We start from the raw sequence: 14,951 nt of genomic DNA on the forward strand, positions 1-14,951 counted from the left end.
GACTGAGAAGCAGCATTTAGAAAATGACGCTACAATAATGCAACAACAACAACAACAACAACAACAACAACAACAACAACAACAACAACAACAACAACAACAACAACAACAACAACAACAACAACAACAACACACACACACACACACACACACACACACTCACTCAGGGACCTTGCCTTGACATTTAAGCCGCAAGGCATACTCAGTAGTGGGTGCGCCTATTCTTATCGCTTAAAAAATTCCTATGTAAATAGCAAACAAACAAAAAAGCCTTCTGCAATGCAGAAGGCTTTTAAATAATTAATTAAGGAGTATGATTACTCGATAATAACTTTTTCTGTTAAAGTTCCAGCGGTAGTGTTTACATTAAGAATGTAAATACCTCTTGCTAGTCCAGAAATATTAATTTGACCATTAGATAAAGAAACGTTAGTTGCTTTTCCTAAAACATCATATAGAGCAACACTAGTAACCTCGATAGTAGAAGGTACGTTAATGTTTAATAAATCTGATGCAGGGTTAGGGAAAATAGAAACTTGAGCCAATTCAGAATTTTCTGTTCCTAAAACATCAGATCCTCTTAAATCAAAAATTATATGAGCATCTGGAAAACCTATTGCTGTGTAAGTAGTAGGACTTGCAATCGCACAAGCTACAGAACTAATGTAACCCTCACCAGTTTCACCTAAGTCATTCATACCAATACGTGCATCAAAAGTGTCATCTGCATCAGGAATTTCAAGAGAAATAACTACTTGATCTCCTGCATCAGCTGATACATAAGGAGTTTCAAAATCAACAGATACAATAGTAGCATCATCGGCTGAACCTAAAATCGCAGTTGCCATAGCAACTTCTGTTAATGCACCACCTGGAAAAGCAGCGTCTGTTGTCCAAGCACGAACAGTCACTTCAACCTCTTCTACAGTTCCTGCTGTAAAATTAAATGCAAAATCAACACCTTCTACTGAAAATGAATTAAATTCACCCTCATCAGATGGCGTATACGCGCGGTAAAAAACGTTATCAGCCGTAAATCCACCACCACCACAAGCTACAGCTCCAACAAATTCTGAAGTGTCAATAGATTGAGAAAGCGTTACCTGCTGTGCAAAACCTGCTGCAGCTATTAGAGCAACAGCAAAAAATAAAGTAATTTTTTTCATAATAAATTTAATTTAGTTAATATTAAATAACAAATATAGTATAAATAAATACAGGACGCGGTTATGTTAAAAAATACTTCGATTTTTGCACTCTATCTCAACAAAAACAATAAAACAATGCAGATAAAGCACTCCTCAATTCTCCTCGCCTTTCTATTCTTTACAATAATTCAAGTCTCCTGTAGTGAGAAACGAGATCATCATTTTGATTTCGATACTAGATTTGAAAAATCTGAAGGACTAGAGACGGCGACCTATAGTGAAATTGTTACTTTTTATGAGGCACTCGCAAAAGCGCACCCCTCCATTTCTGTATATTCTATGCAAAAAACCGATAGTGGTAGGCCACTACAACTAGTAACCTATAATCCAGATAGAACTTTTACATCAGAGTTTGGAGACGAAAGAAGCAAGACACTTATTCTTATTAATAACGGGATACACCCCGGAGAAAGTGATGGTATTGATGCTTCTATGATGCTTATGAGAGATTTGGCAGAGGGAAAAATTAAAAGTCCTAAAAACACCATTGTAGCAGTCATTCCAGTATATAATATAGGCGGAGCACTCCATAGAAACAGTACGACCAGAACAAATCAAAACGGCCCAGAGGAATATGGGTTTAGAGGAAATGCTCGCAACTACGACCTTAACAGAGACTTTATAAAAACCGACACCAAGAATGCGCTTGCTTTTACAGACATATTTAGAACCATAAAACCTGACGTATTCATCGACAACCACGTGAGCAATGGCGCAGACTACCAATACACCCTGACACACTTATTTACGCAACACAATAAACTTGGTGGGCCGCTAGGCGAATATCTGCATACTTCGTTTATGCCTCAATTAGAAGATTCTCTTGCTCTAAAAAAATGGGATATCACTCCTTATGTAAATGTCTTTAACAGTACTCCAGAAAAAGGATTTAGTCAGTTTAACGACTCTCCTAGATATTCTACCGGCTATACAAGCCTCTATAACACCCTGGGAATGATGGTAGAAACTCATATGCTCAAACCTTACAAAGAAAGGGTTGAGGGCACATATGAACTCATGAGTAGTATGATTAACATTGTTGATGCCGATGCCGACGTTATTATCGCTAAGAGAATCAAAAATTTTAACCACTTTAAAAAAGGCGATGTGTACCCACTATCTTGGAGTGTAGACACTACAAAAGCATCAACGTTGACTTTTAAAGGGTATGAAGGCGAGATGATTGATAGTGAGATCACGGGTTTTAAACGCCTTAAGTTTGACAAGAAAAAACCCTTTACCAAAGAAGTTTCGTATCAAAATTATTTTACACCTACCACTTCAGTCACAATACCTGAAAAGTATATCATACCAAAAGGGTATTGGAACGTTATTGACCGATTGCGCGAGAATAAAGTAAGAATGACTTCAGTAAAAAAAGACAGCACAATGGATGCGACAGTGTATCACATAGCAGATTATAAAACAAGGCAATCTCCTTATGAGGGACACTACCTTCATTATAACACCACAATTATTGCAACTACAGAAAATGTAGCTGTGCGTAAAGGAGATTTAATTGTAGACACAAATCAAGAAGGAATGCGATACTTACTAGAGACACTAGAGCCAGCGGCTACAGATAGTTTTTTTAACTGGAACTTCTTTGACACCATTTTACAGCAAAAAGAAGGATTCTCTCCTTATGTCTGGGAAGACCAAGCAAAAAAACTCCTTGATGACAATCCTGATGTAATGAAAGCCTTTGAAGCTAAGAAAAAAGCAGAGCCTTCATTTGCCAAGAGCTGGTATGCGCAATTAGATTGGCTTCATAAAAAATCGCCTAACTATGAGGAAGCACATTTAAGATACCCTATCATTAGGGTGGGTGGTTAAATATTCTTTTGGGAATAGTAGCTTTACGTTTTCGTAGGATTCTTTTAGAGCCTTTTGAGATTTGGCAAAATTTTTCCATTTTGCCTTCTTGATACCTTCTTTGGTTTCTGGAACCAAGTCTCCTGTATAGTCTGTATACATTTCATACCAGTATGTAATCTTAAGTTTAAACTTATCATTACGTTTAAATACGTGGTACGTTTGTGCTATAAATTTTCTTATCACTAAGTTTTGCACTCCTGTTTCCTCTTCTGTCTCTCTTATGGCACCTTCCTGTGGACTCTCACCTTTTTCTAGTTTTCCCTTAGGGAGATCCCACTTACCATTTCTACGAATAAATAAAATTTCCTTCTTGGCATTATATACTAAGGCACCACCAGCTTCAACAACAGGCAATTTTTTACGCAAGAACTTCTCTAATCTCTCTTCATCCTTATGATAAAGGTTCACATACAAGAGCTCACCATTATTGATTTTTCTAATCAATTTTTTAAACTTTGCTTGTTTTAGAGGAATGGTTGTGTATTGCTTTCCTATTTTCTTTTCTGTTGAAAGAATTATAGGGATGTCATTGACAAAAACTTTATACATTTGCAAAATGATTTTAAACAAAGAAACAGCTCAAAAAACGGCCGAATTACTGTTGCAAATTAATGCAATTAAATTACAACCGCAAACACCATTTGCATGGGCGTCAGGATGGAAATCGCCTATTTATTGTGATAATAGAATAACCCTCTCATACCCAACTATTAGAAACTACTTAAGAGAACAGATGGCAAATCAAATTGAAGAATTATATGGCAAACCAGATGCTATTGCTGGTGTCGCTACAGGCGCAATAGGTATCGGTATCCTAGTTGCAGATTATATGAACATACCATTTTGCTATGTGCGACCAGAAGCAAAAAAACACGGAAGACAAAACCAGATAGAAGGCAAAATAGAAGCAGGACAAAATGTCGTTGTCGTAGAAGACCTTATTAGCACCGGAAAAAGCAGTATATTAGCCGTAGACGCATTAAGATCTGCCGGAGCACATATTAAAGGAATGCTTGCGATATTTACGTATGGTTTTGATTTTGCAGTAGAAAATTTTGAAAAAGCAGATGTGCAGCTAAATACGTTGAGCGATTATTCACATTTACTAATTCAGGCTGAAAAAACAAATTATATTTCTAAAGATGACATGGATGTTCTTGGCCAATGGCGGGAAAATCCTTCAGAGTGGAAACAATAATTAACAAACTTAACAAACCCTAAAAATCTAATAGTCAATGATATTAAATAGCAATACAGCATCCGTAAATAAATCTGCAACAGATATGTGTGCCTACTTGGCCGATGCCAAAAATTTTGAACATATCATGCCAGACAACATTAGCAAGTTTGAAATGATTAGAGAAAATGGTTTTCTTTTTGCACTTAGCGGAATGCCTGAGATCGCCCTTGAAGTAAAAGAAGTAGACTCCCCAAACAGAGTCGTTCTTGGAGCTATCAGCGACAAAATACCGTTTAATCTTACTGCAGATATCGTAGCGGTAGATGACGAGAACTGCGCAGTAGATCTAGAATTTACAGGACAATTTAATATGATGATGAAGATGATGGTTAAAGGACCTGTCTCAAAATTCATCAACACCCTTTCAGAAAACATGGAGTTGCTTTAGTAGAGCATCTCTACTTCTTTGTTCCAAAATTTTAAGGAATTGCCCTGTGGAAGATCCATTAATAATTGTCCAAGTAGGTTTACCCCGGTAATAGTGCCTAGAAACTCTGTTCCATCGGAAAGTCGATATCGCGATTGTACTCCCTTTTTAAAAAGAAATTGCTCAAACCGAAATTGTATTGATGCGGTTGCTTCTTGGCTCACGGTGGTTAATGCCGAGAACATTTCAGAAGTAACACCTTTTAAAATGATGTCTAGATCGTACGTTTTCCCAGACACCAGACGTAAAGAAGTTGCTTGAGGTAAATTTATAAGCACCTCCTCGTTGATATTGAGACCTACTCCTACGATTGTAGATTTTATTGCGGTGCCTCTCACTTGATTTTCGATTAAAATTCCGCCACATTTTTTACCGGCTGCCATTATGTCGTTGGGCCACTTAACAGTTATGGCAGTGCCTGATATTGTCTGTAAATAATCTGCTAGAGCAACAGCGACTAACATTGAGATTGCAAATTGTTGTTGCACGGATACACCCTCAATCCTTTTAAAAACGCTAAACGTTAAGCTTCGAGTGGGCTGTGACTGCCATACAGATTCACGCTGCCCTCTTCCCTTTTTCTGGTGATCTGTCACTACTATTGTCTCATCTTTCAACGCAGTATTTTTTGCCAAAGCGGCAAGATAGGAGTTGGTAGAGTCGGTGGCACTAAGTTTGATTATGTTCACAATGAAAATAGTGTGTTAGGATTATCAAAACTAAGGCATTCAAGAATTAAAAAAGTAATACTTTTGTATAAATTAAATTTTGTTAATGACTAAAAAGAAAGCAGACACAGATCAACTTATTACTGAAGCCATTAGAGGTATAGAAGACGTAAAGGGTTTAGACATAGAAATACTCGATCTGAGAGAATTAGAAAACACAGTTACAGATTACTTTATAATTTGCAATGGGACGTCAAATACGCACGTTAATGCGATTGTAGGTTCTATTCAAAAAACCGTGAGTAAAGCGATCCAAGAGAAGGCTTGGCATATAGAAGGAAGCGAAAATTCTGAATGGGTCTTAATGGATTATGTTCACGTTGTTGTGCATGTTTTTCAAAAGCACATTCGCGAATACTATGACATTGAGGGACTGTGGGGAGATGCAAAATCGGTTAAATTTAACACTACAAACTAAAAACACTTAAGCCTCATGGCAGACGAAAAAAAAGAGCCTAAAAAAGATAAAAAGCCAGAAATCAAAAAACCAAAAGTTAGTCCTTATTGGATTACGGCAGCGGTTCTTGTGGCTTTAATTGCTTTTAACATACTAGGTGGTGATGCACTCACCCAACCTCAGAAAACCACACAATCACAATTTGAGTCTTACTTAGGTGATGGTGATGTTGAAAAAGTGGTACTTGTTAATCGCAGAAAGGCAGAAGTATTTCTTACCATAGAGGCTAAAGAAAAGCCAGTACACAATACAAAAAAAGGAACAGGAATTTTAACTCCTGGACAAAATGATGCTGATTATCAATTTGAGATTGGAGATCTTCAAAATTTTGAAAATGATTTTGACCAGATTGTAAAAGAAAATAATTTAAGTACGTCTAGAAGTAACGAGTCTCAAACTAATTTACTTGCAGAATTTTTACCTTCCATAATATTCTTTGCCGTAATTATCGGGATTTGGATTTTCATTATGAGACGCATGTCTGGTGGTGCTGGAGGTGGCGCTGGAGGGCAAATCTTTAATATAGGTAAGTCTAAAGCAAAATTATTTGATGAGAAGGTAGACGTAAAAACTTCATTTAAAGATGTAGCAGGTTTAGAAGGCGCCAAAGAAGAGGTGCAAGAAATCGTAGATTTTTTAAAGAATCCAGACAAGTACACCTCTTTAGGTGGCAAGATTCCAAAAGGAGCTTTACTAGTAGGACCCCCAGGAACAGGAAAAACGCTACTTGCAAGAGCGGTTGCCGGAGAAGCAAAAGTGCCTTTTTTCTCATTGTCGGGCTCAGACTTCGTAGAGATGTTTGTAGGGGTTGGTGCATCTCGAGTTCGTGATCTTTTTAAACAAGCTAAAGAAAAATCTCCGTCTATAATATTTATCGATGAGATTGATGCGATAGGACGTGCAAGAGGAAAAAATAACATGTCAGGTTCTAATGATGAACGTGAAAACACTTTAAACCAACTTCTTACAGAGATGGATGGTTTTGGAACTTCTACAAACGTCATTGTAATTGCAGCTACTAATCGCGCAGATGTCCTTGATAAAGCACTAATGCGTGCTGGACGTTTTGACAGACAGATTTATGTAGACCTACCAGATGTAAGAGAACGTAAACAAATTTTTGAAGTTCACTTACGCCCTATAAAGAAGGAAGAAAATCTAGATACAGATTTCTTATCAAAACAAACTCCAGGATTCTCTGGAGCAGATATCGCTAACGTTTGTAATGAAGCTGCCTTAATTGCGGCTCGTAAAGAGAAAAAAGCGGTTGGCAAACAAGATTTCTTAGATGCTGTAGATAGAATCGTAGGAGGACTTGAAAAGAAAAATAAAATTATTACTCCTAGCGAGAAAAAAGCAATTGCTTTTCACGAAGCAGGACACGCTACGGTAAGCTGGATGTTAGAACATGCTGCGCCACTTGTTAAAGTAACAATTGTGCCTAGAGGTCAGTCCTTAGGTGCTGCTTGGTACTTACCAGAAGAGCGATTAATTGTGCGACCAGAACAAATGCTGGATGAGATGTGTGCTACTATGGGTGGACGAGCTGCTGAAAAAGTGATTTTCAATCAAATCTCAACAGGTGCCTTGAGTGACTTAGAAAAAGTAACAAAACAAGCAAGGGCTATGGTTACTATTTATGGTCTTAATGAAAAAGTAGGTAATGTTACTTATTATGATTCTTCTGGACAATCTGAATATGGTTTTTCTAAGCCCTACAGTGAAGCTACAGCAGAACTAATTGATAAAGAAATATCAAATATCATTGAAGAGCAATACCAAAGAGCGATAAAATTACTTGAAGAAAATAAAGACAAACTTTCTTTACTTGCTGAAGAGTTATTAGAAAAAGAAGTGATTTTCAAGGAAAGTCTAGAAGTGATTTTCGGGAAAAGACCATTTATTAAGGAAGTGATGCCGGAGTAAACAACAATGAAAATACTTGTCTGTTCCCCAAAGGTCTTAAAGATTATGCATAAGCTTAAGAACTTCGGTTAAGATTTAATACCTTTGGGCTAAAGCTATGAATCCACTCAATAATATCAATGGGGCTCTTTAAAAGACTTTTAAATCCTAGATCCAATCTGTCATCGAAAAATGACGGGGCGAGTAAATACGTCCCGAAAGAGAAACTTCCCTTAGACGAAAAATTCACTTATTATTTTAAGCAAAACGGCGGTAAGTTTTTATACTGCATTACGCCACAGGAGATACTCGAAGCTTTTGATAATATTTTATTAGAAAACGACTGGTACGAGCAGGATGTATTTTGTATCGACCCAGATTTAACTGCTCGCTTTGATGGTTTCAATTTAAACTTCGATAAAAAGTCTTCTAGTAAGTTTTTTCTTTCCAAATGCGAATCCCTTGTAGCTAATGATGGCGCTATACTTTTTTCTTCAAATCAGATTAAAGAAAAGAAAATGCACGAATTACCTGCCAACCTTGTCATTTTTGCAACTACAAGTCAGTTTGTAGAAAACATAAGCGAAGGTATGCGGATCATAAAAAACAAATCTAAAGAAAGGATTCCAACAAATATTACCACAATTAAAGATTTTGAAGTAGAATCAGACAAGGAAAAGGACTTTATGACTTACGGTAGTAGCACAAAAAACCTATATTTGCTGCTACTAGAAGACCTATAATTTATGAAAGAACTTTGTGTGCGAGCCTTATCGGGATTGATATATATCTCGATAGTTATTCTAGCTATGTTTGCTTCACGCGAATGGTTTATTGGGTTATTCTTGATTCTTGGAATAGTTACTTTATATGAATTTTTAAAGCTTGTACATTTAAAAAGCTTTTTAGCTTATATCCTTTTTGCTGCTGGATTCTACTTTTTAAGCTATGAAATCTTTGACTACCATGCAGTGCAACTTCTTTTAATTCTTACGGTGTTTGTGAATCTGTTTCTTTTGAAAGATATTCTTTGGGTAAATAAAATCCCTATGTTCGGGAAGAAAAAATACATCACCGTTATTCTATATCTTATGAGTGGTTTTGTATTTCTCACACTCATACCCATGGCGCAATTAGATTTCAAACCTATGGTGCTACTTGGTGTATTTATTTTAATCTGGGCCAATGATACTTTTGCTTATCTTATGGGTAAGAACTTTGGGCGGAACAAGCTACTAGAACGTATATCACCTAAAAAAACCGTAGAAGGATTTTTGGGGGGTGTTGTTGGAGCGCTAATAGCTGGTCTTATAATTTATCACTTTATAGGAGTTTACGACCTTTGGATGTGGCTGGTAATGGCTCTCATCGCTTCCGTATTTGGCACTATTGGGGATCTTGTTCAATCCAAATTCAAAAGGCAAGCTGGGGTAAAAGACAGCGGCGTAATAATGCCAGGACACGGCGGAATGTACGATAGACTTGATAGTATTATTTATACCAGTCCATTTATTTATTCATTTTTAGAAATCGCAACAAATGTTTCATAGAGAAGGTCATAAAATTATTTTTGGAATGCTCACTTTTGCAGTACTTGCAAGTATTGTAGCAGATTCTTTTATCACTAATATTTATTATAAAGGAGCCATTATCATCACCTGTATGGTATTGCTAGTACTGGTTTTACAATTTTTCAGGAACCCAAAACGTCATTTCAGTTTAAATGAAGACGCATTGTTATGCCCTGTTGACGGAAAAGTAGTTGTGATTGAAGAAGTGTTTGAAAAAGAATATTTTAAAGACAAACGATTACAAGTATCTGTTTTCATGTCTCCAATTAATGTACACGTAACTCGATACCCAGCTGGTGGCGAAGTAATCTTTAGCAAATATCATCCTGGCAAATTTTTAGTCGCGTGGCATCCTAAGTCTTCAGAAGAGAATGAGCGTACCACGGTGGTAGTCAAGTCTTCTTCTTTTGGCGAAATCCTACATAGACAGATTGCAGGCGCACTTGCAAAGCGCATTGTTAATTATGCAGAAGAAGGTGAGACAGTAGCGCAAGCTAGTGATAGTGGATTTATAAAATTTGGATCTCGAGTAGATGTATTTTTACCTCTTGGCACTAAAATAGATGTTACATTAAACCAAAAAGTAACAGGAGGCATCACGATTTTAGCAAGTAAATAACATGGAAAATGCCGAGCTAGATATTGCCTTTTTAAAAGCTGTAAAAAGCATCAATGAACATACAAAACCATTTCCAGCAGATGTACTACTTAACCTTTACGCATACTACAAACGAGCCACAGATTCTCAAGATGCTTCAGAAGGAAGTGAGCCTTTAATTAGTGCTTTTAAGACAAATGCACTTTTCCAAACCAGAAATTTAACCGAGGACGAAGCCAAGCAACTTTATATCGAAACCGTAGATCAGTACTTCCTGTATAGAAAATAAAAAAAGAGGGCAATTGCTCTCTTTTTTATAAGCCACAAAAGCCTCTATTTACTTTATATAAACTACTTCAAACTAAGTAAAGAAGCCTCTATCGTTTCAATCTTAGCTAGCGCATCTGCCTCTTTCTTTTTTTCATTTACTACCACTTGCTCTGGCGCACCGCTCACAAATTTTTCATTTTTAAGTTTCCCCTGCACAGAACGTAAGAACCCCCTTGTATATTTGAGTTCTTCTTCAAGTTTTAAAATCTCCTCCTCCACATTAATCGCACCTTCCATAGGGATAAAATACTCATTTGATTTCACCCTAAAAGTTAAAGCTCCATCAACCGCAGCATCTACATTTTTCATTTCTGAAATATTCCCTAGTTTTACAATTATAGTGTCTAATGAACCCGTCCTATTCTCTTGGTTAAGCACCATTAGCTCTATAGAATCTTTAAAAGCAATATTCTTCTCCTTACGAATGGTTCGCACTCCAGAAACCACTTCTGTGGCAAATGTAAAATCATTCAATAACGTGGTGTCTATTGTTTTAGTTTTAGGCCAATGATTAATAATGAGCGCTTCTTCTGGCGTCCTGTCTGCAATGGTATGCCAAAGCTCTTCTGTCAAGAAGGGCATAAATGGATGTAGAATCCTTAAGTTATCCTCAAAAATAGAAATAACAGCATCATATGTGTTAATATCTATCGGCGCTTGATAAGCAGGCTTAACTATTTCTAATAACCAACCACAGAAATCATCCCAAACAAGCTTATAGGTGCTCATAAGCGCATCGCTAATACGATACTTCTCATAGTGATCTTCTATTTCAACAAGCGTTTGCTGCAACTTTGATGCATACCAAGCTAAAGCTATCCTTGAAGCTTCTGGTTGGGCTATTGAAATATCTTTCTCCCAAGATTGTGTGAGTTTAAATGCATTCCATATTTTATTACTGAAACCCCTTCCTTGTTGGCATAATGACTCATCAAACATTAAATCGTTTCCGGCAGGTGCACTAAGTAGCAACCCTACACGAACTCCATCTGCACTATAATCATCAATCAACTTTAAGGCATCTGGAGAGTTCCCCAGCGACTTACTCATCTTACGACGCTGTTTATCACGCACTAATCCTGTAAAATACACATTCTTAAATGGACGCTTTCCAGTATATTCATATCCTGCAATAATCATACGGGCTACCCAGAAAAATAAAATGTCTGGTCCGGTTACAAGATCGTTAGTGGGGTAATAGTATTTAAACTCTTTGTTTTCTGGATCGTTTAGTCCATCAAACACACTCATAGGCCATAACCAAGAAGAGAACCAAGTGTCTAATGCATCAGAATCTTGATTTAAGTCTTCTGTCTTTAGGTCGTTCTTACCCGTTTTTTCTTGTGCTAATAAAACTGCTTTTTCTAGCGTTTCAGCAACCACGAAATCTTCTTTGCCATCTCCATAAAAATAGGCAGGTATTTGTTGTCCCCACCACAATTGTCTTGAGATGTTCCAGTCGCGAATGTTAGACAACCAGTGGCGATAGGTATTCTCAAATTTTTTGGGATGCAAAACCACATCGCCATCTTCAAGAACCGCCTTAATAGCTGGCTTTACTAGATCTTGCATTTTCAAGAACCATTGATCACTTAATCTTGGCTCAATGACCGCTTTGGTCCGTTCACTTGTTCCTACCTTATTTAAATGCTGTTCCGTTTTTACTAAAGCTCCTAATTCTTCTAACTCTTTTGTAACTTCTTTACGAACCACAAAACGATCTTTCCCTTGATAATGAAGTCCAAAACTATTTAAACTAGCATCATCATTAAAGATATCGATTACTTCTAGCTTGTGTTTATCTCCAAGCATTTTGTCATTTTCGTCGTGGGCAGGTGTCACTTTTAAACACCCTGTACCAAACGCTACATCAACATACGTATCCTCAATAATTGGGATCACTCTATCGCAAATAGGCACAATTGCCTTTTTCCCTTTTAAATAGGTAAAACGCTCATCGTTGGGATTGATACAAATCGCTGTATCTCCGAAAATTGTTTCTGGTCGCGTAGTAGCAATCGTTAGCGTTTCCGAAGAACCTTCTATTTTGTACTCAATATAATATAAGTTTCCTTGTTTTTCTACGTAATTAACCTCTTCATCACTCAACGTGGTTTTTGCCTCTGGATCCCAGTTTACCATGCGGTAGCCGCGATAGATAAGCCCTTTATTGTAAAGATCTACAAACGATGCAATCACTTGCTTAGACATAGCAGGATCTAAGGTGAACTTAGTTCGCTCCCAGTCACAGGACGCCCCTAACTTTTTTAGTTGATCTAGGATTACACCTCCATATTCTTCTGTCCAGTCCCAGGCATGTTTTAAAAATTCTTCTCTCGTCAGATCTGCTTTATCAATACCCTGCTCCTTTAATCGAGCCACCACTTTTGCTTCTGTGGCGATAGAAGCATGGTCTGTTCCTGGCACCCAGCAAGCATTAAAGCCTTTCAGTCTCGCACGACGAATTAACACATCTTGTATTGTGTTATTGAGCATATGGCCCATATGAAGGATTCCTGTAACATTTGGCGGCGGAATCACGATCGTATAAGGCTCTCTATCGTCAACTTCACTGTGAAAAAAGTCGTGTTTCATCCAATAGGAATACCACTTATCTTCTACTTCTTGAGCAATATAATTTGCCGATTTTGCCATTTTGGTCTAGTTTTTGAATAAGTATACAAAAGTAGTTATATCTACTATATTATAAAACTGTAAATGTGTATAATGTCTTGCATAATGGGTAAAAAGTACCTACTTTAGCTGACCTAAATTATAGAAATTATGAAAAAATTAGTTGTAGTTGCAATAATGGCTTTGGTAGGATTTTCTGCAATGGCACAAGCAAAAATCACTTTTAAGTCAGACACTGTAGATTATGGTGAAATAGCAAAAGGTTCGGATGGCGTACGTGTATTTGAATTTACAAACACAGGCGATGCCCCGTTAATAATTTCAGATGTGAAGTCTAGCTGTGGATGTACTGTGCCTAAAAAGCCGGATGGAGCAATAGCGCCTGGCGCGTCTAGCACGATAGAAGTAAAATATGATACAAACCGCGTAGGCCCTATTAGAAAGACAGTTACTGTTTATTCTAATGCAGTTGAGGCCATTAAAGCGTTAAAGATCAAAGGGGAAGTAAAAAGTGATGCGAAAAGCATGCTTGAAAAAACTGAATAGTCTTTTTTAGACACATATTAAAAAACCCTTTCAAAAAATGAAAGGGTTTTTTTTTGTGTTTGCACGAAAACGCTAACGATCTTAGAATAGTTTTTTAAGGTAGAATTTCTTTTTAAATCTTTCGCCATCTCTCTCAATTTTAAGACTGATAAGTTTGCCCTCCCTCGAACTAAACATACTGGTGATCTCGTATAGTTTATATTCGTGGGTAAATTTTCCATTAATGAGTACCAGTTTGTCCCCTACACGAACGTCAGCAAGAGCCGCTGTAGAATTTTCCCTAACCTCTGCTACTACTATCGCCGGAGCTAACGTTATTTTATAATTCGCAGATGGGGTGAAACCCGTAACCTCTGTGCCACTATCTTGAACATTACCCGCAATACTTCTACTTCCTCCAACTGCAGTTCTTACTAACGAAATTCCATCATGTTCTAAAGTAAGACCACTCATATTGTAATAAAATGGATCGTCATAATGAGTATTTTTCTTAAGGCTAATTTCGCTTTTAGGATAATTAAAAATCACATTAAATCGCTTCATCAATTGTGAACCTATACTTCCTTTACGACCTTCCATCATTCTTGCATTCACTAAGGCCTGCGTTTCTGGTATTGCAATATTTACATCCTGAAAGCTAAACTCGCCAATCGCTACTTCACTGACCCTTGATCGCTTGCCATATATACTCCCACTTATACCTAGGCCAAGAAAATCTACAAAATAGTTGTGCTCATTTTCTGAAATAATATTTACATCATCGAAGATCCAAATGCTATCACTTGAACCGATATCTACAAGCATGAGAGATTCTTCCCCATCATTAATTACTACATTATTTATAAATGGTCTTCCTTTTTCTATACGCATGGGATATGTGATATATCCTCTTTTACGTCTTTCCTTAAAGTTTTCTGGCGTAGCATATTTTATCGTTTTTGAGCTATAACTAATAGAAACAACAAAGTTTTTAAAAAAATCATACCCTAAAATCCCGTGGATAGGAATTCCCATTCTATTAGAAAAATTAAGTTCTTCATCAAAAATCACATAAAGAGAATGATCTAAATCTATTGCTCTTCCTATCCTTATATGATTTCTATCGCTTTTCAGAGCCTCCACGGCTTTCCCTTTCCCCAAACCTCGGAGCAGTACTGTAGAAGTGTTTTTTAACTCTAATGTATCTCTAGTAGCACCAAATAAAAGTGTAGAGGTCACTCCTGTGTCAAGTATAAAAGACAATTTTACATTATTAATCTCGACTGGGACGAACACAAGGTTATTTACCAATTCAAACTTTATGGCACCTGATTTTTTTCCTTTTGGGAGTTTAAAACCTGTCTGCGCCCATAGTGAGCCAGAAGAAAAAAATACAAAAGCAATTAGTATGAGGATATGTAGAACCTTGTTTTTCACGTGCATTTAAAGT

The 14,951-nt window shown here is 37.0% G+C and carries 16 protein-coding genes; 11 read left to right on the forward strand and 5 right to left on the reverse strand.

From position 1 onward, the window contains the following. The first annotated feature begins 37 nt into the window (after window positions 1-37). The gene (locus tag ABXT71_RS01145; RefSeq protein WP_415371969.1) at window positions 38-181 is read left to right on the forward strand and encodes a hypothetical protein; all 144 of its coding nucleotides are present in this window, start codon (window positions 38-40) and stop codon (window positions 179-181) included. A gap of 136 nt (window positions 182-317) precedes the next feature. On the opposite strand, the gene ABXT71_RS01150 is transcribed toward ABXT71_RS01145, so the two are convergent. Next, complete coding sequence (locus ABXT71_RS01150; protein WP_415371970.1) at window positions 318-1,166, reverse strand: T9SS type A sorting domain-containing protein; 849 nt, start codon at window positions 1,164-1,166, stop codon at window positions 318-320. A gap of 117 nt (window positions 1,167-1,283) precedes the next feature. Here ABXT71_RS01150 and ABXT71_RS01155 point away from each other — a divergent pair, with 117 nt between their 5' ends. After that, the gene (locus tag ABXT71_RS01155) at window positions 1,284-3,044 is read left to right on the forward strand and encodes a M14 family metallopeptidase (RefSeq protein WP_415371971.1); all 1,761 of its coding nucleotides are present in this window, start codon (window positions 1,284-1,286) and stop codon (window positions 3,042-3,044) included. Here ABXT71_RS01155 and ABXT71_RS01160 read toward each other — a convergent pair. Continuing rightward, a complete protein-coding gene (locus ABXT71_RS01160) occupies window positions 3,012-3,635 on the reverse strand; it encodes an NUDIX hydrolase (protein WP_415371972.1) in 624 nt (207 codons plus the stop codon). The genes ABXT71_RS01155 and ABXT71_RS01160 overlap by 33 nt on opposite strands. A gap of 7 nt (window positions 3,636-3,642) precedes the next feature. Between ABXT71_RS01160 and pyrE the strand changes: the two genes are divergently transcribed. Beyond that, window positions 3,643-4,284, forward strand: coding sequence for an orotate phosphoribosyltransferase (gene pyrE / locus ABXT71_RS01165; RefSeq protein WP_415371973.1), 642 nt, complete (start codon window positions 3,643-3,645; stop codon window positions 4,282-4,284). Between the two features lie 37 nt (window positions 4,285-4,321). Further along, the gene (locus tag ABXT71_RS01170) at window positions 4,322-4,714 is read left to right on the forward strand and encodes an SRPBCC family protein (RefSeq protein ID WP_415371974.1); all 393 of its coding nucleotides are present in this window, start codon (window positions 4,322-4,324) and stop codon (window positions 4,712-4,714) included. Here ABXT71_RS01170 and ABXT71_RS01175 read toward each other — a convergent pair. Continuing rightward, entirely contained in the window at window positions 4,711-5,442 is a 732-nt protein-coding gene (locus ABXT71_RS01175) for a biotin--[acetyl-CoA-carboxylase] ligase (protein WP_415371975.1), read from the reverse strand. The genes ABXT71_RS01170 and ABXT71_RS01175 overlap by 4 nt on opposite strands. A gap of 85 nt (window positions 5,443-5,527) precedes the next feature. Between ABXT71_RS01175 and rsfS the strand changes: the two genes are divergently transcribed. The 6 genes from rsfS to ABXT71_RS01205 all read left to right on the forward strand — a co-directional run bounded on the left by rsfS (window position 5,528) and on the right by ABXT71_RS01205 (window position 10,301). Then, a complete protein-coding gene (gene rsfS, locus ABXT71_RS01180; protein WP_415371976.1) occupies window positions 5,528-5,899 on the forward strand; it encodes a ribosome silencing factor in 372 nt (123 codons plus the stop codon). Window positions 5,900-5,914: 15 nt separating this feature from the next. After that, window positions 5,915-7,864, forward strand: coding sequence for an ATP-dependent zinc metalloprotease FtsH (gene ftsH, locus ABXT71_RS01185; RefSeq protein ID WP_415371977.1), 1,950 nt, complete (start codon window positions 5,915-5,917; stop codon window positions 7,862-7,864). A 119-nt stretch (window positions 7,865-7,983) separates the two neighbouring features. After that, window positions 7,984-8,586: an LUD domain-containing protein gene (locus tag ABXT71_RS01190; protein ID WP_415371978.1), complete on the forward strand. Its 603-nt coding sequence runs from the start codon at window positions 7,984-7,986 to the stop codon at window positions 8,584-8,586. A gap of 3 nt (window positions 8,587-8,589) precedes the next feature. Then, window positions 8,590-9,393: a phosphatidate cytidylyltransferase gene (locus ABXT71_RS01195; protein WP_415371979.1), complete on the forward strand. Its 804-nt coding sequence runs from the start codon at window positions 8,590-8,592 to the stop codon at window positions 9,391-9,393. Next, window positions 9,383-10,033: a phosphatidylserine decarboxylase family protein gene (locus ABXT71_RS01200; protein ID WP_415371980.1), complete on the forward strand. Its 651-nt coding sequence runs from the start codon at window positions 9,383-9,385 to the stop codon at window positions 10,031-10,033. Before ABXT71_RS01195 ends, ABXT71_RS01200 begins: the two co-directional genes overlap by 11 nt. 1 nt (window position 10,034) lies before the next feature. Further along, the gene (locus ABXT71_RS01205) at window positions 10,035-10,301 is read left to right on the forward strand and encodes an acyl-CoA-binding protein (protein ID WP_415371981.1); all 267 of its coding nucleotides are present in this window, start codon (window positions 10,035-10,037) and stop codon (window positions 10,299-10,301) included. Window positions 10,302-10,363: 62 nt separating this feature from the next. On the opposite strand, the gene ABXT71_RS01210 is transcribed toward ABXT71_RS01205, so the two are convergent. Further along, window positions 10,364-12,997, reverse strand: a complete 2,634-nt coding sequence (locus ABXT71_RS01210; protein WP_415371982.1) for a valine--tRNA ligase — start codon at window positions 12,995-12,997, stop codon at window positions 10,364-10,366. 129 nt (window positions 12,998-13,126) lie between these two features. Between ABXT71_RS01210 and ABXT71_RS01215 the strand changes: the two genes are divergently transcribed. Further along, on the forward strand, window positions 13,127-13,522 hold the full coding sequence (locus tag ABXT71_RS01215) for a DUF1573 domain-containing protein (RefSeq protein WP_415371983.1): 396 nt from the start codon (window positions 13,127-13,129) through the stop codon (window positions 13,520-13,522). 81 nt (window positions 13,523-13,603) lie between these two features. On the opposite strand, the gene ABXT71_RS01220 is transcribed toward ABXT71_RS01215, so the two are convergent. Then, window positions 13,604-14,938: an aspartyl protease family protein gene (locus ABXT71_RS01220; RefSeq protein WP_415371984.1), complete on the reverse strand. Its 1,335-nt coding sequence runs from the start codon at window positions 14,936-14,938 to the stop codon at window positions 13,604-13,606. Window positions 14,939-14,951: the final 13 nt, after the last annotated feature.

It is taken from the genome of Patiriisocius sp. Uisw_047 (assembly GCF_047730165.1).
Taxonomy (GTDB): Bacteria; Bacteroidota; Bacteroidia; order Flavobacteriales; family Flavobacteriaceae; genus Patiriisocius.